General features: G+C 71.8%; 14 protein-coding genes and 2 pseudogenes. 10 read left to right on the forward strand and 6 right to left on the reverse strand.

Translation table 11 applies throughout. The features are described 5' to 3' along the window. Nucleotides 1-61: 61 nt before the first annotated feature. Both LZ604_RS21590 and LZ604_RS21595 read right to left on the reverse strand, forming a co-directional pair. Nucleotides 62-259: pseudogene (locus LZ604_RS21590) on the reverse strand (MBL fold metallo-hydrolase); the annotation flags it as partial. A gap of 262 nt (nt 260-521) precedes the next feature. Then, nucleotides 522-704, reverse strand: a pseudogene (locus LZ604_RS21595) (MmyB family transcriptional regulator); the annotation flags it as partial. A 229-nt stretch (nt 705-933) separates the two neighbouring features. Between LZ604_RS21595 and LZ604_RS21600 the strand changes: the two are divergent. Beyond that, nucleotides 934-1785: an SGNH/GDSL hydrolase family protein gene (locus LZ604_RS21600; protein ID WP_234517066.1), complete on the forward strand. Its 852-nt coding sequence runs from the start codon at nt 934-936 to the stop codon at nt 1783-1785. Between the two features lie 118 nt (nt 1786-1903). Here the strand turns inward: LZ604_RS21600 and LZ604_RS21605 are convergent, their stop codons facing one another. After that, entirely contained in the window at nt 1904-2794 is an 891-nt protein-coding gene (locus LZ604_RS21605; protein ID WP_234517067.1) for an SCO6745 family protein, read from the reverse strand. 189 nt (nt 2795-2983) lie between these two features. Between LZ604_RS21605 and LZ604_RS21610 the strand changes: the two genes are divergently transcribed. The 3 genes from LZ604_RS21610 to LZ604_RS21620 all read left to right on the forward strand — a co-directional run bounded on the left by LZ604_RS21610 (nt 2984) and on the right by LZ604_RS21620 (nt 4625). Then, nucleotides 2984-3157, forward strand: a complete 174-nt coding sequence (locus tag LZ604_RS21610; RefSeq protein WP_234517068.1) for a CsbD family protein — start codon at nt 2984-2986, stop codon at nt 3155-3157. A gap of 182 nt (nt 3158-3339) precedes the next feature. Then, nucleotides 3340-3693, forward strand: a complete 354-nt coding sequence (locus tag LZ604_RS21615; RefSeq protein WP_234517069.1) for an STAS domain-containing protein — start codon at nt 3340-3342, stop codon at nt 3691-3693. Then, on the forward strand, nt 3690-4625 hold the full coding sequence (locus LZ604_RS21620; RefSeq protein WP_234517070.1) for an anti-sigma factor RsbA family regulatory protein: 936 nt from the start codon (nt 3690-3692) through the stop codon (nt 4623-4625). Before LZ604_RS21615 ends, LZ604_RS21620 begins: the two co-directional genes overlap by 4 nt. 133 nt (nt 4626-4758) lie before the next feature. On the opposite strand, the gene LZ604_RS21625 is transcribed toward LZ604_RS21620, so the two are convergent. Further along, on the reverse strand, nt 4759-5211 hold the full coding sequence (locus LZ604_RS21625; protein WP_234517071.1) for a DUF6098 family protein: 453 nt from the start codon (nt 5209-5211) through the stop codon (nt 4759-4761). Nucleotides 5212-5661: 450 nt separating this feature from the next. Between LZ604_RS21625 and tgmA the strand changes: the two genes are divergently transcribed. The 4 genes from tgmA to LZ604_RS21645 all read left to right on the forward strand — a co-directional run bounded on the left by tgmA (nt 5662) and on the right by LZ604_RS21645 (nt 10066). Then, nucleotides 5662-5853 (forward strand): putative ATP-grasp-modified RiPP, encoded by a 192-nt coding sequence (tgmA, locus tag LZ604_RS21630; protein WP_234517072.1) that lies wholly within the window; start codon nt 5662-5664, stop codon nt 5851-5853. 16 nt (nt 5854-5869) lie between these two features. Continuing rightward, the gene (gene tgmB / locus LZ604_RS21635; protein ID WP_234517073.1) at nt 5870-6844 is read left to right on the forward strand and encodes an ATP-grasp ribosomal peptide maturase; all 975 of its coding nucleotides are present in this window, start codon (nt 5870-5872) and stop codon (nt 6842-6844) included. Between the two features lie 139 nt (nt 6845-6983). Continuing rightward, a complete protein-coding gene (locus LZ604_RS21640) occupies nt 6984-7943 on the forward strand; it encodes a LysR family transcriptional regulator (protein WP_234517074.1) in 960 nt (319 codons plus the stop codon). Between the two features lie 152 nt (nt 7944-8095). Beyond that, nucleotides 8096-10066, forward strand: a complete 1971-nt coding sequence (locus LZ604_RS21645; protein ID WP_234517075.1) for a collagenase — start codon at nt 8096-8098, stop codon at nt 10064-10066. Between the two features lie 83 nt (nt 10067-10149). Here the strand turns inward: LZ604_RS21645 and LZ604_RS21650 are convergent, their stop codons facing one another. Together LZ604_RS21650 and LZ604_RS21655 are read right to left on the reverse strand one after the other, a co-directional pair. Beyond that, nucleotides 10150-11139: an aldo/keto reductase gene (locus LZ604_RS21650; protein WP_234517076.1), complete on the reverse strand. Its 990-nt coding sequence runs from the start codon at nt 11137-11139 to the stop codon at nt 10150-10152. 156 nt (nt 11140-11295) lie between these two features. After that, the gene (locus LZ604_RS21655; protein WP_234517077.1) at nt 11296-11739 is read right to left on the reverse strand and encodes an SAM-dependent methyltransferase; all 444 of its coding nucleotides are present in this window, start codon (nt 11737-11739) and stop codon (nt 11296-11298) included. Nucleotides 11740-12157: 418 nt separating this feature from the next. Here LZ604_RS21655 and LZ604_RS21660 point away from each other — a divergent pair, with 418 nt between their 5' ends. Both LZ604_RS21660 and LZ604_RS21665 read left to right on the forward strand, forming a co-directional pair. Then, a complete protein-coding gene (locus tag LZ604_RS21660; protein ID WP_234517078.1) occupies nt 12158-13549 on the forward strand; it encodes a PP2C family protein-serine/threonine phosphatase in 1392 nt (463 codons plus the stop codon). 202 nt (nt 13550-13751) lie between these two features. Further along, a complete protein-coding gene (locus LZ604_RS21665; RefSeq protein WP_234517079.1) occupies nt 13752-14417 on the forward strand; it encodes a hypothetical protein in 666 nt (221 codons plus the stop codon). The last annotated feature ends 1103 nt before the right edge of the window (nt 14418-15520 follow it).

Genomic DNA, 15520 nt, shown 5'->3' on the forward strand with positions numbered 1-15520 from the left:
CGGGAGCTGATACAGGCCGTCGGTGACGACGCCACCCTTCGGGCGCTCACCGCCCTGCTGCGAGATGGGAGAGGAGCACGGCGTCGAGGTCCGGTGGCAGTCCCCGTACGTCGAGGGCTGGGTCGGTCAGGCGTCGGCTCACCAGTCCGTAGCCGAGGTAGGCGTGCTGGCCACGGTGCAGAAAGTTGGGATCGGTGAGCAGCGTCAGCTCTCCGTAACGGATGAGGACGGTGGCGTTGCCGACGAAGTGCAGTCGCAGCGCCTCCGCGGCGGGGCGGTCATGGCAGGTCCCTTCAGCCGGCCGGACAGGGCCTCATGGCGAGTACCCCAGGGCCGAAGAGGGAGGGCGCGCCGGCTCAGCCCAAGTGGTGGGAGCGCAGCGGGGTGACCGTTCGGCGCGCGGTCTCCTCATGTCCGAGCAGGGGGCGGCGGAACTACTACGCGGGCAAGGGCGGCCAGGCCGTGGCCAAGCGGGTGGGCTACGCCTTGTGCCGCGGTGCGCCCGCCTGCGCCCGGTGTCGTCAGCTGGATGCGTGCCGCGTGAGGGAGGCGGACTCCTCGGTAGCGGCCCAGGAGGCGAGCAGGCGTAGGGCTTCTTCGGAGGGGGAGCCGGGTTCGGCGCTGTAGACGGTCAGGGTCAGGCCGGGTTCGGCGGCCATCTCGAGGCCCTCGTATGCGAGGTTCGGTTCGCCGACGGCCTGGTGGGTGGAAGCGAACGGCACACCGAGCCCGCCGATTCGTTACGGCACGGGAGGTACCGACGGCCGGGGTTCTTTGTGATCCTCGGAATCCGTTGGGGACAAGCGAGTTGACCTCGCGTCTGCTCCGGCCGCTCGGCCGGAGGCTGTGTCCCCCTCCATGAAAGGACCGGCCGTGGCGAAGAAGGCACGGAGTCTCGGGGCGAGACGCGCGTTGGCATTCAGTGCGGCAGTGATGAGCGGCGTCGCCGCCCTGGCGGGCCCGGGCGCCGGTCCGGCGACTGCGTCCGCCTCCGGCGCGCAGCACCCGGAATACGTCGCCCTCGGTGACTCCTACGCGTCGGCACCGGTGATCCCCGACGAGGTCGATGCCAACTGCAAGCGGTCGGACCACAATTACCCCTCCCTCGTGGCGGCGTACGCGCGGGCAGGGCTGAGGGACGTGACCCGTTCCGGGGCCACCACCGCCGAGATGACGGCCCCTCAGGGCACGGCCCCTGCCCAGTTCGCCGCTCTCGGCCGGAGGACGGACCTGGTGACCGTCAGCATCGGCGGCAACGACGTCGGCTTCACCACCGTCCTCGGTACCTGTGCCCGCCTCACAGCATCCGATCCCACCGGCGCCCCGTGCCGGGCCTTCTTCACCGACGGCGGACATGACCGGCTCACGGAGACGGTCGAGCGGACGGCACCGAAGATCGCCGGGGTGATCCGCGGCGTCCGGCAGCGGTCCCCGCACGCCCGGATCCTGGTGGTGGGCTACCCCGATCTGTTCCCGGAGAACGGTGTCGGCTGTACGAGCGACTCCGTCCCGTTCGCCGCGGGGGACTTCCCCTATCTGCGGGACAAGGAGAAGGAACTCAACAGGATGCTGGCCGGGGAGGCGTACCGGCACGGAGCGGGGTACGTCGACACCTACGCACCCACCATCGGGCACGACCTGTGCCGGCCGACCGGGCAGCGCTGGATCGAGACCCTGTCCCCGGCCACGCCCGCCGCGCCCCTGCACCCGAACGCCGAGGGTGAGCAGGCGATGGCGGCGGCCGTCGAGCACGCCCTCGTCTGTCACCGGCCGCGGCACAGGTGACACGGCCGCCGGCCTGCCGCCGGAGGTCGTGAGCGCGGCGGCCGACCGCACCCGCGCCCGCCCGTGCACCGCCTGCGGGCGGGCCCTTTCCCGAGCCCCGCGTACGTCGGCTCACGGTTCAGGGGCGGGCACTGCCGCTGTCATGCGGCGCGGCGCCGGTGAGGCCCACCGGGTTACCAGAGGGGATGAGTCCGGACGCCACCACCTTCCGGGCCCACGGAGCCAGCAGCTCGGCCAGTCGTACGGTGGCGTCGCGGCCCAGGGCCCGCCAGGGCCCCTCGGCGGCCGCGTCGGTCGCCTCCTCGATCGCACGGCGCTCGGCCGCTCCCGGGGCGGTCAGCCGCCCGCTGCCGTCGATCCACCCCCGGGCCCGCAGCTCGGCCTCGGTGCCGTACCAGGTGGCGGTGTCCCACTTCCGGCTCTCGCGCAGCAACGCGCCGTCGGACTCTCCCGCGGCGGCCTTGAGGACGAGCGCCTCGACCGGCCCGACACCGCGGCTCAGCAGGACGGCGACATGCCCGTCACCACGGTGTTCGCGCAGCGTGGTGACGGCCTGCCACAGCCGCAGATGCGGCTCGGCCGGGCGCTCGAGGGCCTGGTTGGCGGCGCCGAGCACCCGCCCCGCGGTGTCGGCCGCTTCGGCAGCGGCCCAGGCGAGGTCCGCCGCCTCCGCCATCAGGGCACTGCGCAGGGCGTCCTCCCCGTACAACCGCCGCATGGCGAGATCGACCGCCCGCTGTCGCGCGCCGAGGACGTCCTCCACCGTCGCGTACCGCCAGGCGTCCGGCAGTGCCCGCGTCACCCGGCTGGGGTGGAACACATAGAAGCAGCTGGTCACCACCGCCGGCGGCACCTGCCCCAAGGGAGCGGCGCGCAGGGCGAAGTACCCCATCCAGAAGCCGCGCATGCCGATCTCGTCGGCCGCCTGCCGTGCCTCCGGAGTGAAGTACACGAGGTCGTGCACGGGCTCGGCGAGCTCCCACATCGACCGGGCTGCGACATCACTCACTGTGCCCCCTCGTCCGCGGTCCCCGGCGCCGTACCGGTCATGACCGCTGTCATAGCACATGTTCATGACGGCTGTCATAGAGACCTCGCGACCTGAACCGCGACAGGGGGGCGGGTGCGGTTTGAAGACCGCGCCGGAGGTCACCCGGTGTAGTGCACCGGTAGTCGACGCGACCTGGAGTGAGCAAAGGTGGCTGGAGAGCAGAAGGCCAAGGCGAAGATGGAACAGGCCAAGGGCAAGGCCAAGGAGACGGTCGGGCGCGCGGTCGGGAACGAGAGGCTGACGGCCGAGGGTCAGGCAGAGAAGTCCAAGGGTGACGCACGCCAGGCGAAGGAGAAGACCAAGGACACCTTCAAGCGCTGACCCGTCAGACTCCCTCAGTAGGGCCCCACTCGCAAGGGGCCCTACTGCTTGCGCTGGGCCGGATTCCTGGCCTCCCGAGGAGAACGGCAGACGGCGCCGTGCCGCCGTCCGATGACCATGTCGGCGGTCGACAGGGCTATGGTGCTCATGCGCAGACCGGAACGAGAGCTGAGAGGTGGAGCGTGGACGTCTCACTCGGTGGGCTCCCCGCCGCGCCACCGCGCCATGGCGCCCGGCTCGAGGCGCATCCGCTGTCGGAACGTCCCGGTGTGCGGGTCGTCGGAGAAGTCACCCTCGACACACGACGCGCCTGGCAGGAAGCGCTCGGCCGGCTGGCGCAGCACGGTGGAACGCCCCTCCATGTGGAGCTTTCCGAGGTGGCGTTCATCGACGTGGCAGGAGTGACGGACCTGGTGACGGCTGTGCGGTCACTGCCCAAGGGACAGCGCCTCGTGGTCCACCGGCCGCCGCCGCAGATGGCACGCGTACTGGACATCTTCTGGCCCGGAGAGGGCAGGATCGAGGTGGCACCGTGACCGACACGGTCACCACACGGGAAGCGTTCGTCCACCCGGCTCTTTTCTACCGCGGCGCCCAGCAGTACGTGGCAGGTACGGTCCCTTTCGTTCTGGCCGGTCTCGCCGCGGGCGAGCCGGTCGCGGTGGCCGCTCCGCCGGACCGCCTGCAGCTGATCAGGGACGGCCTCGGCGCGCGCGCCGACGAGGTGCGCTTCGTGGACATGACGGAGGCCGGCCGCAACCCGGGACGCATCATTCCGGCAGTGCTGCGTGGATTCGCCGACGCCCACCGCGACGGGCGGGTGCGGATCATCGGTGAACCGATCTGGCCCGGCCGTACCCCGGTCGAGTATCCGGCGTGTGTGCAGCACGAGGCGCTGATCAACGCGGCGTTCACCGGACGCGAGGTGACGATCCTGTGCCCGTACGACGCCGCCGCGCTGGAAGGCGGTGTACTCGACGACGCGTGGGCCACCCACCCGGTGGTGATCGACGAGGACGGCGAGACGGCTTCCGCTCTCTACGACCCGGAGGCGGCCGTCGCCCGCTACAACGAGGCCCTCTCGGTGCCGCCGGGCGCCGAAACGTTCTTCTTCCAGGGCAGCGGGCAGCTGTCCGAGGCCCGCGAGTTCGCCGTGGGGCACGGCGAACGGATGGGCCTGTCCGGCCCCGCACTGGAGGATCTGGCACTCGCGGTGGCGGAGCTGACCACCAACAGCGTCATCCACGGTGCCGGCGGGGGAACCCTGGGGATCTGGCCGGAGGGCGAGTACGTCGTCTGCCAGGTGCACGACGCCGGCCGGCTGATGGATCCCCTGGCCGGCCGACGCCCCCAGACGCCCACCCGGCCCGGCGGGCGGGGGCTGCTGCTGGTCAATCACGTCGCCGATCTCGTCCGTACGCACACCGGCGATCCCGGCACCACCATCCGCTTCTACCTCGCCCGCTGACGCCGTTTCCGAGGAGCTCCCGGCCGTCGCCGGGCCACGGTTCAGGAAACCTCCGGGCCGGCGGCCTCCTGTCGTTCCCGTGCCGCTCGTCGTTGATGCGCTGCTCGTCGGGCCGTCCCGGCTATTCGGTGACTCAGCGGTCGTCGTCGCGGCGTAGCGGCCCCCAGGAGCCGACCTGGCGGTCGACCTCGGTCTGCGCCTGTCTGATCACCGTGTCGTCGACCCAGCCGACGGGCTCCACGTCCGCCACCAGCGGCTCGTTGTCGGGTCCTCGCCCCTCCACCCGGCCCCGCAGGACCCAGGGGCGCACCCCCTCACCCTTCTCCCGGGGCAGGTGCGAGTAGTCGTGCAGCCGCCGGGCCACCCAGAGTTCGACAGGCCGGTCTCCCCACCAGGGCTCGACCCCGAGGGGATTCGCCGACAGGCCCGGCATACGGACGCCGGTGAGGTCGTCTCTGCTGCCGGCGGCACGGAGGTCGGCGTGTGGGCCGTGCGACCAGCGCACGTAGAGGTCGGAATGCCGTTCCACAAGGGCACCCAGTTCGCCGAGGGTCCGCAGGACGGGCAGCTCGTCCGTGTCGGTCATACGCCTGGTCCTCCTCTCGCTCGCCCTCGCCTCGTCCTCTCCGGGAGGTCTGCGGCCACCGGGTTCGGCGCGATCACCGGCGTTTCCCACGGGTACCCAGCTGCGCAGGGGACATCCGTGCGCCCCAGCGGTCCTGGTGACGCCTGCGACATCTGCATCCCGCAGGTCGGCAGGCCCGCCCGGACGAGCGGACGGGGGCCGGGCACCCGCCGGAGTCCTGCCGAGGCCCGTCGTAGGTCACCGGGGTCCTTCGCAGTCCCGCGAGCGGACGGCGCCCTCGCGGGGGAAGCGAACGCTCCGGGGCAGGCTGCCGCCTCCGTAACGCAAAGTGACGCAACCAATCACCCGTTCGATTCGTATAAGTGGGTGGAGGCACAGCGGCCCGGCAGACGGCGGTCACGCCGGAGCGTCACCGTCCGCTGCCGAGGAAGCACCGAACAAGGAGAGACGATGCGACCGTTCGCGCTGGACTACGCTCGCCCGGCCGAGGAGTGGGAGGTCAGCACTCCGTACAGCTACGACTCCGCACTGCAGTTGAACGTCCTCCCCGACGGACGGATCGCCGCCCACGACTACGCGGTGTTGCGGGAATGGGGGGCCACGACCTCGACGGCGGGCTCGAAGACCCACTTCGACGACTGATCGCGGGACTTCGACGATGACCGTGCTGATCCTCACCTGTGAACAGGATGTGACGGCGGACATGGTGGTGGCCGAGTTGCACGGAGCCGGTGTGCCGGTGGTCCGGCTCGACCCCGCGGACCTCCCGGGCGCCGTCGCCATCTCGGGGGAGTACGTGCACGGCGCGTTCCAGGGGCACCTCTCCGTCGGCGGCCGTCTGGTGAGCACGAGCGGGCTGCGATCCATCTGGGTGCGCAGACCCGGAGTCCCGGCCGCGCGGGCCGCCGAGCCGTCGGCCTGGCTGACCGAGGAGGCCTCACAGGCCCTGTACGGGATGCTGAACGGCACCGGCGCACGCTGGATGAACCGCCCCGACGCGGCCCTCCGGGCCCGTCACAAGCCCTGGCAGCTCCATCTCGCCCAGCGGACCGGATTCCCGGTACCGGCAACCTTGATCACGACCTTTCCGCAGGCCGCCCGCGACTTCGCCGAGCGTTTCCCCGACCTGGTGGTCAAACCCGTCTCCGGAACGCACCCGCAGGACCCTCCCCGGGCGGTACCCACCAGCCGCATCGCCCCGGACGCCGACTTCGCCGCCGTGGCCTTCGGCCCGACGCTGTTCCAGCGGCGGATCGCCAAGCGCGCCGACATCCGCCTCACCGCCGTCGGCGACCGGCTGCTGGCGGCGCGCAAACCGGCCGCCGCGGACGCCGACGAAGTGGACGTCCGGTTCGCCCCCTCCCCCGGCCCCTGGCAGCCCGCCGACGTCCCGCCGCGCATCGCGCGGTCCGTGCACGACTTTCTTCGGCGGGCCGAACTGGCCTATGGCGCCTTCGACTTCGCGGAGGACGCCGACGGGATCTGGTGGTTCCTGGAGTGCAACCAGTCCGGACAGTTCGGGTTCGTGGAGCTGGACACCGGCCAGCCCATCGCCCGCGCCCTCGCCCACTGGCTGGCGCGCGATGAAGCGGAATCGGAGCAAGCCGCCCCCTCCCCCGCCCCGGCACACTGACCCCGCCGCGCCGAGGTAGGCGGATCGCCGTCTTGTGAGCGCGACGGCACGATGGAACGCTTCCCCTCCGCCGGTGCGGCGCCGGACGCCGGGCCGGAACGACCGGACCGCGAGGAGGACGAGGAGGGGGAGCGGGCGGATGGAGCTGGAGCTTCGGCATCTGCGTGTGCTGTGCGCGATCGCCGACGCGGGGAGCGTGGGCCGGGCAGCGTCGGAGCTGGGATACTCCCAGCCGGCCCTGAGCACCCAGCTCCGGCGCATCGAGCGCTTCTTCGGCAAGCCGCTTTTCGAGCGCGGAGTGTCGGGCGCGACGCTGACACCGTACGGCCTCGAGGTCGTGGCCGAGGCACGGGATGTCCTGGCACGCGCGGCGGCGATCGGGCAGCGGCGGACGGCCGACGCCGCCGAAGCGCACCGGACACTGCGCCTGGCCGCGACCAACTCGCCGATCCTGTCCGGCATGGTGGCCCGGGTACGCGGCAGACTGCCGGAGGTGTCGCTCACGGTGAGCAGCGTGTACGCCTCCTCGGAGATCGTCGAGCTCCTGGAGAGAGGCGAGATGGACGCGGCGGTCGCCGCGGACTACCCCGGCCGGGAACTGCGCCACTCCGCCTCGCTGGCACACCGCGGGATCGTCACCGAGCCCACGTTCGTGGCCCTGCCGGCCCGTCACCGGCTCAGACACCGCACTCAGATCGCGCTCGGCGACCTCGCCGAGGACGCCTGGTTCGTGACACCCGACGACGGGGCCGGCTGGCCCGGCGTCTTCTACGCGGCATGCGAGGCGGCCGGCTTCTCGCCGGTGGCGGTGCACGCATTCCTCGGTGACCGGCAGCAGCTGCTGAACATGATCGCCGACGGCCTCGGGGTGTCCCTGGTGCAGGCCACACTCCGGCCGGTCCCGGGCGTGCTGATCAGACCGCTGAGCGGCACGCCGTTGTGGTGCCGCTATGTGCTGGCCTGGCGGCGCGACACGGTTCCCGGCGAGATGGCGGAGACGCTGTTCTCCTCCGCCACGGCTGCGTACCGCGATCTCGTCGGTCAGTCACCGCACTTGAGGGCCTGGGCCGCGAGGACATGGAGCGTGGCCGGACGGTAGAGCGGACAACGGCGGTGGCCTGCACACGTGTTATGGGACATCAGTGCAATGTGCTATGTCACACGCCATTGTCGGTGGACTGTCGCACTGCGACAGTGCCTCTCACGCCTCATCACCGATTCCGAGACGCATCTATCCGTGAAGGAGTCCGGATGCGCTACTTCGCCCTGCCCGGACGCGTGGCCGGCGCGCTCGCCGCCGGCGTCACGCTCGTCGGCCTGCTGGCGCCGCCGGCGTTCGCCGCCCCCGGGTCGCCCACCCGCACCGACACCGCCAGCGCGGTCCACACCTCCGCGGCGCCCACTCCCACCGGCTCCACCCGTGCTGCCTCCGGCCGCGCCGTACAGGACCGGCCGATGGCTCCCTCCCAGCTCCCTCCCCTGCGCCCCGCCGTGTCCCCGCACGATCCGGACGCCCTGGCCGGCCCGGTCGCCGCATCGAAGGAAGGCTGCTCTCCGGCCGACTTCGGCGGCAGAACCGGCGCCGCACTCGTCGCATTGGTCAGAGCCTCGACCGTGGAGTGCGTCGACAGCCTGTTCGGCGTCACCGGTGCCGACGCGGGCAGGGTCTTCGCAGAGTCCCAGATGGTCACCGTCGCGAAGGCCTTCGCAGGCACGGCCCGGCGATACGGCGGCGACAACTCGGCCCGCATCTGGCAGCTGGTGCTCTTCCTGCGGGCCGGCTACTACGTGCAGTTCAACAACCCTGCCGACACCGGCCCGTACGGCGCGCGCCTGACCGCGGCCACGGCCCGCGGACTGGACGCCTTCTTCGCCCGCCGGCACGCCTGGGACGTCACCTCCGCGAACGGCGACGTCCTGGGGGACGTCGTCATCCTCACCGACAGCGCCGACCTGCAGGGCCGCTATCTCAACGCCTACCGACGGCTGCTGAACGGATACAACGACTCCTACGACAGCGTCGCGAGCATGGTTGCGGCCGTCAACGACGTCTACACGCCCCTGTGGCGCGGTAACTGGAACACCGCCTACGTCAACGCCGTCGCGGCCGACCCGCGCATCATCGGCACCCTCCACACGTTCGCGCTGCACCATATGAACCTGCTGGGCTCCGACCGCGCGTATCTGGACTCCAACGCCGGGATGGGCCTCGCCCGTCACATCGAGCACCCCGGCCTGACCGCCCTGGTCCGCCCGCCGGTGAAGGACCTGCTGGGCGCCTCGCGGATCACCGGCCCGACCGCGCAGCTGTGGGTGGCGGTCGCGACCCAGGTGGACGCCTACGACCGGGCCGGCTGCTCGTACTACGACGTCTGCGACCTGACGGACCGTTTGAGCAGGGCTGCGCTGCCGGTCACCCACGACTGCGACGCCACGCACACCATACGGGCCCAGTCGCTGACCGCCGCCGACCTCGACGCGACGTGCGCCAGCCTGCTGGGCCAGGACCCGTACATGCACGACCTCGTCAAGGACGAGGGACCGATACCCGGCCAGTACGAGTCGACCGTCCACCTTGTGGTGTTCGCCGGCAGAGCCGACTACCAGACCTACGCCGGGGCGATCTTCGGCGTCAGTACGGACAATGGAGGCATCACCCTCGTGGGGGACCCGTCCGACCCCCACAACCAGCCGGTTTCGGTCATGTACCAGAAGCCGTACGACGACGGCTTCACGGCCCGGATCTGGAATCTCAACCACGAGTACACGCACTACCTCGACGCACGCGACGACATGAAGGGCGATTTCACTCAGCAGACGGCGGTCCCCGACATCTGGTGGATCGAGGGGCTGGCCGAGTATGTCTCCTACAGCTACCGAGGCATCACCGACGCCCAGGCGGTCGCCGAGGCCGGCAAGCACACCTACACGCTGAGCACGCTGTTCCAGAGCACCTACGCCAACAGCGACCTGACCCGCACCTATCCCTGGGGCTATCTGGCGGTGCGCTACATGGTCGAGAAGCACCCGCAGGACATCCAGCGCATGCTCGCCCGCTTCCGGGCCGGCGACTACCCGGGCGGCTACGCCGTCTACAGCACCGGCATCGGCACCCGCTACGACGCCGACTTCGACGCCTGGCTCACCGCATGCGCCACAGGTGCCTGCGCCGGGCCGGGAACGGGCGCGCTCCGGCCCGGCGGCGCGCGTCCGGTGCACTAGCGGGTTTCGTTCGGATCAGCCGGGGTTCGAACCCAACCAAACGAAACCCCCTGGCCCGACCGTCGCGCCCGCCGCCCCGGTGTCTAGCGGTCCACGGCCGCCATCCCGGCCTCGTCGTAGCGCTCGCCTGCGGCCTTGGGGAGTTCGGCCTCGATGCGCGCGAGGTCGTCCTTCGTCAGCTCGACGTCCACCGCGGCCGCGTTCTGCTCGAGGTAGGTGCGGCGCTTGGTGCCCGGGATGGGGACCAGGTCCTCGCCCTGGGACAGCACCCAGGCGATCGCGAGCTGCGCGGGAGTGACGTCCTTCTCCGCTGCGATCTCCTTGACCTTCTCGGCGAGCCGCTGGTTGGCCTTGAGGTTGTCCCCGGTGAATCGCGGCCCGCTGCGCCGCCAGTCGCCCTCGTCGAGTTCGTCGGGAGAGGTGAACCGGCCGGCGAGGAAGCCGCGTCCCAGCGGCGAGTAGGGCACGAAGCCGATCCCCAGCTCACGGCAGGCGGGCAGCACCGCGGCCTCGGGGTCGCGCGTCCACAGTGAGTACTCGGTCTGTACGGCCGCGATCGGATGGACTGCGTTCGCACGGCGGATCGTCTCCGCGGCCGCCTCGCTGAGGCCGATGTGGCGCACCTTGCCCTCGGCGACCAGCTCCGCCAGCGCGCCCACGGTCTCCTCGATCGGCACCTTCGGGTCCACCCGGTGCTGGTAGTAGAGGTCGATGTAGTCGGTCCCGAGCCGCTTGAGCGAACCGTGAATCGAGCTGCGTACGTGCTCCGCCGAACCGTCCTGCGGCCCGACCGTTCCGATATCACCGGGTACGGCGTTGTCCATGCGGTAATTGAATTTCGTAGCGATCACATATGCGTCACGGCGCCCCTTGATCGCACGGCCGATCAGCGACTCGTTGGTGAGCGGGCCGTACATCTGCGCGGTGTCGAGGAAGGTGATGCCGAGCTCGAGGGCGCGGTGGATGGTCTTGATGCCCTCTTCCTCATCTGCGGAGCCGTAGAAGGCGGACATTCCCATGCAGCCGAGTCCGATGGCGGACACCTCCAGGTCCCGGAGCCTGCGCTGCTTCATGATCCTCGCCAGCCTTTCCTCACGATGGTGGGTCTTTCCGGCCTCACCGCCGTCCCCCGGCTCACTCGAGCGGCGGATCCCGCTCGCCGGCATCCCGGCGGCTCGGAGCCCGGTGGGGCCATGCCGCGGACGCTATGACGTGAAGTGCGCTCGAAGTCAAGGATGCGCTCGCCGGCCTGCCGGCGCATGCCCGTCCGGCTCACGGACGCTTGCGGCCGACTCCCGCGTGGACCCGGTACTCGGACGGGTTGTCCGGGACCGGGTCCCGGCGGCCGGGGCGCCACAGGGGCACAGGGCACAGGGGCACAGGGGCACAGGGACCAGGCCGGGTTCCACCAGGTCGAGGCCTTCGAAGAGGGCGAGGATCTCGGCGTGGGAACGCGCGGTGACGCACGAGCGGCCCTGGAGCGGTAGAGCCGCCTCCCGGCGGCGGCGGTGTCGGCGGTCCTGGTTGGTGGCGTGCGTCAGCGCCAGCCGGCCGCCGCAGGGAAGGGCGTCCCGGAAGGCGGCCACGGCCGGACCCTCGCCGGATGTGATGAAGTGCAGGATGGTGACCATCAGCACGGCGACGGGCCGGTCGAAGTCGATGAGCCTTCGCACCTGCGAGGAGGACAGGACGCCGGCCTGCGGATGTCGGCGTCGAGCCGTACCCCGGCGTCGATCAGATGCTGCACCGCTCGCCGGACAACGGCGCGGTCGGCCCGCGCCGGCGTACGCACCCGGGGGTCGATGGCGGTGAAGGCCGCGACTGCCTCCGGTGGACGGAGCAGTTGTGCTCCGCGCCCAGCATGGCGTCATACAACCGGGCGACACCGGCCTTGCGGGGATCGACCGACCCCTTTCGGGGGGAACTCGACGCCCGGCACAGCAACTCTCCGCCTCAGCAATGATCTTGATGTTCCATCATATAGTTGCGGTCCGACCCGCGGCGAGGCGCCGCCGACGCCGTGCGCGGTCGCAACCGGCCCCCACCCGGAAAGGCACGACCCTGCGGAACCAAGCGCGCAGCCAGCTCGACATGCCACCGGCCGCCGCATCCTCGCGCCGCCGGTCGGCCTTCACCCCCGCGGCCGACCTCATCGGATCCGCACTCGACCTTGATCTGACGGGCTGTCATATCGTCCAGGCACTGACACCGGGCTTCTGCGACGCGGCCTCGGTCTACCTGCTGGAGCGCTGGCTCGTCGAGGAGAACGCCGGTCCGGCCGGTGATCCGGCCCACATCGAGGCCCGCAGACTCGCGCTGCGGGTAGGGGCGGAGGCCTCGGTGCGGTGGGAGGGCATGCTGCCGGTCGGCGAAGTGATCGTCTTCCCTCGCGAGACGCCGTACGCACGCTCCTTGGCCACCAGGCGCCCGCAGCTTCCGGACGAAGTCGATGCCCACACCTCCGAGCGGCTGCGCGCCTCCGGCGGCGACGACGCCCGTATCGGCCGTCTGCTCCAAAGAGCGTCCTTCCTTGTCGTGCCCCTGCATCTGCGGGGCGCCGCCGTCGGTTTCGTCGTCTGCGGGCGGGGACCGGACCGGGCCCGCTTCCTGCCGGGCGACGCCGCGGCGGTGGAGTCGCTGGCCGCGCGGGCCTGCGTGGCACTGGACAACGCGCGCCGGTACGAACGCGAGCGCCGGACCGCGCTGGCCATCCGGCGGAGCCTGCTGCCCGCCACCGGCCACACCTTCGACGGCTGCCGTATCGCCCACGGCTATGTGCCCGCCGGGCACGACACCGTCATCGGGGGCGACTGGTTCGACGTGCTGCCGCGGGCGGGCGGCCGTGTCGGTCTCGTCGTCGGCGACGCCATGGGGCACGGCCCGGAATCGGCCGTCGCGATGATTCAGCTGCGCACGGCCGCCCGTACCCTGGCGGGCATCGACATCGCCCCGGCCGAACTGGTGCGCCGGCTCGACTCGCTCGCCTGTGACACCCCCGGTGCCTCCTTCGCCACCTGCGTGTACGCGGAGTGGGACGCGCGACGCCGCACCTGCACCCTGGTCGGGGCAGGTCACCCTCCGCCGCTCATCCGGAGCCCGGACGGACGGGCCGCGCCGGTCACACTCACCAGCGCGGGCCTGCCACTCGGGCTCGGCACCGGCACCTACGAGCCCACCGTGCTGCACCTGCCCGAACCGGCGCTGCTCCTGCTCTACAGCGACGGCATGGTCGAGTCACGCCACTGCGACATCGACCAGGGCATCACCCGCCTCGCCACCCTTTTGACCCGGCACACGGACGCATGTGCGGACATCACCGCTCCGGACACCCTGCACCGGTGGTGCGAGCGGCTGCTGCACCACACCTCGGCGACCGGGGGCACGGACGACCGTACCGTGCTGCTGGCTGCGCTGACGCCTGCGGAGGACCGGCGGGCAACCCACCCTCACGACGCTCCCGTTCAGCCTCGGCGGGAGCGCTGACAGGCGGGCCACAACCCGAACCCTCACGCTCAGCCCGAGCAAAAGACATGACTCAAGAGGACCAAGAGACTCCACTCATCCGTACCATCACTACGCCGGGGTATTCGCGCAGTTACCGCCACCGTTACACGGACGCCAGCCCGAGAACATGTGCGGTTGGCTCTCTGCGCCCGCACCACGAATCCGGAGAAAGGTCGACCCCATGTCCGAGACCACCACTTCCGCCACCGATCTCACCTCGCAGTACGCCGCCCAAGTGGCCGACGACCTCGAACGCAACGTCAAGGAGCAGGACCGCGTCGGCGCGGAGATCGCCGCGCTGCAGCAGCAACTGGCCGCCCTCCAGCACGATCACGTCGTGCTGGTGAACATGCAGCAGGCACTCGGCATGACACCGCCTCCCGCGGGCCCCGCGGCAACGACCGACCACACCACCGTGCCCGCTGCGCGCAAGAAGCCCGCCGCCGAGTCCGGCACGGACAAGCAGGCGAAGCCGAAGCGGAACGCATCCGCGCGCGGCCGTACCGCAGCCGGGAAGCCGGCCGCGAAGAAGTCCGCCAGGAAGTCCGCGGACAAGGCCCCCGCGGCGAAGACGGCCGAGCCGACGCTGGTCGAACTCGTCCGCCGTCACCTCGCCGAACAGAGCGAACCACGCTCCTCCGCGGAAGTCGCCACGGCGCTCGGTCAGGTCCACCCCGAACGTGGCATCAAGACCACCGTCGTCCGCACCACGCTCGAAGGCCTCGTGGCCAGGAACCAGGCCCAGCGCAGCAAGCAGGGCACGTCCGTCTACTACTCCGCCCCGGACACGCCCGAGGAGAAGGCCGCGCCCGCCGAGGACACCGCGGGTGCGGAGCGGACCGAGTAGAGCCAACGGCCCGGGCGCGCGGTTGCCCGCCCTCCCGCGGTGGCAGGGCTCCTCCCCGCGGCCGTGCGCGGCGGACTGCGCACCAGCCACACCGGCACGGCCGGACGGCGGGCGAGCACCGGGACCGGCTCGCGGGGGACGGTGCCGGGTCGGGCGACCGTGTGCCGTCGCATCGGCCCCGGCCCGCCTGTAGCCGTGCCTGGCTCGCCTGGAGCCCGCGCGCAGCTCCGCCCTGTCCCGGGGACGGACGCACGGCGGGTTCGCGTGTGGCGGCTCGGCGGCGCCGCTCACCCGTCCCGGTGCATCGCCCGCGCGCCGCTGCTCGCCCGGCTCTTCGGTGCGCGACCGTGGGCGGATGCGCCGCATGCTCCTCTCCGTCGTCGTCGCGCTGCTCGCCGCCGGGTGCGTGAGCGTCCGGCCCGATTCCGGCGACCGGCCCCTTCGGCAGGCCGCGGCCGCCGATGCCCGCTCACCCGCCCGGGCCGCTCCAGGCGCCGCGGGGCCGCGGCCTCCGCGCGGGGTGGCGGGGCTCGTACGCACCGGCCCCGCGCCTCGTCAGTGGCCGGGAGGCCCTTCCCCCGCCGGGCTTCACGCCGCTTCGCAGACCAGCCGGCCCGTCCCGGCGCAGCGCGGGCCCGCACCCACGCCCCGCCGACTCGGCCCTGCGCCGGGCCGGCGACCGGCGCACGGGCGCCCCGGACGGCGAACCGTCACGGCAGCGTCGCCGCGTTCCCTTCCGCGGAGCGCACCGGGCTACACGGCGGCCACCCGGCCGGCCGCCGCGCACGGGTTCCCGATCCCGTCGCATCCGGACGCCGGCCCGTTCGCGCTCTGCGGTCTGGCGGAGGGCATCGGCCTGGGCCAGACCGTGGCCGCCGTCTGCCGGGACCCGTTCGGCAGCTGATCGGTGACCGTCGAGCCGCCCTTCCGCCGGCCGCTGCCGGTTCCTCGGCCGCCGACGGGACGACCACGACGGCCGCGTCCTCGGAGGACGTGGGCACAGTGGCCTTGCGCACGGCAACGGCGGCGGCGTGATCGTGCACATGGACCAGGCGACCGCGCCCGCCGGCGGCAAGCGCAAGAAGCGCGGCCGCGGCGGTGCC

Source organism: Streptomyces glomeratus (genome assembly GCF_021462825.1).
Taxonomy (GTDB): domain Bacteria; phylum Actinomycetota; class Actinomycetes; order Streptomycetales; family Streptomycetaceae; genus Streptomyces; species Streptomyces glomeratus.

What these genes read in the sequence shown, in the direction of transcription:
- LZ604_RS21600 (WP_234517066.1), top strand. Translation starts at nt 934, where the DNA reads ATGAGCGGCGTCGCCGCCCTGGCGGGCCCGGGCGCCGGTCCGGCGACT.
- LZ604_RS21625 (WP_234517071.1), bottom strand. Translation starts at nt 5,211, where the DNA reads ATGACCGACACGGACGAGCTGCCCGTCCTGCGGACCCTCGGCGAACTG.
- tgmA (WP_234517072.1), top strand. Translation starts at nt 5,662, where the DNA reads ATGCGACCGTTCGCGCTGGACTACGCTCGCCCGGCCGAGGAGTGGGAG.
- tgmB (WP_234517073.1), top strand. Translation starts at nt 5,870, where the DNA reads ATGACCGTGCTGATCCTCACCTGTGAACAGGATGTGACGGCGGACATG.
- LZ604_RS21640 (WP_234517074.1), top strand. Translation starts at nt 6,984, where the DNA reads ATGGAGCTGGAGCTTCGGCATCTGCGTGTGCTGTGCGCGATCGCCGAC.
- LZ604_RS21645 (WP_234517075.1), top strand. Translation starts at nt 8,096, where the DNA reads ATGCGCTACTTCGCCCTGCCCGGACGCGTGGCCGGCGCGCTCGCCGCC.
- LZ604_RS21650 (WP_234517076.1), bottom strand. Translation starts at nt 11,139, where the DNA reads ATGAAGCAGCGCAGGCTCCGGGACCTGGAGGTGTCCGCCATCGGACTC.
- LZ604_RS21660 (WP_234517078.1), top strand. Translation starts at nt 12,158, where the DNA reads ATGCCACCGGCCGCCGCATCCTCGCGCCGCCGGTCGGCCTTCACCCCC.
- LZ604_RS21665 (WP_234517079.1), top strand. Translation starts at nt 13,752, where the DNA reads ATGTCCGAGACCACCACTTCCGCCACCGATCTCACCTCGCAGTACGCC.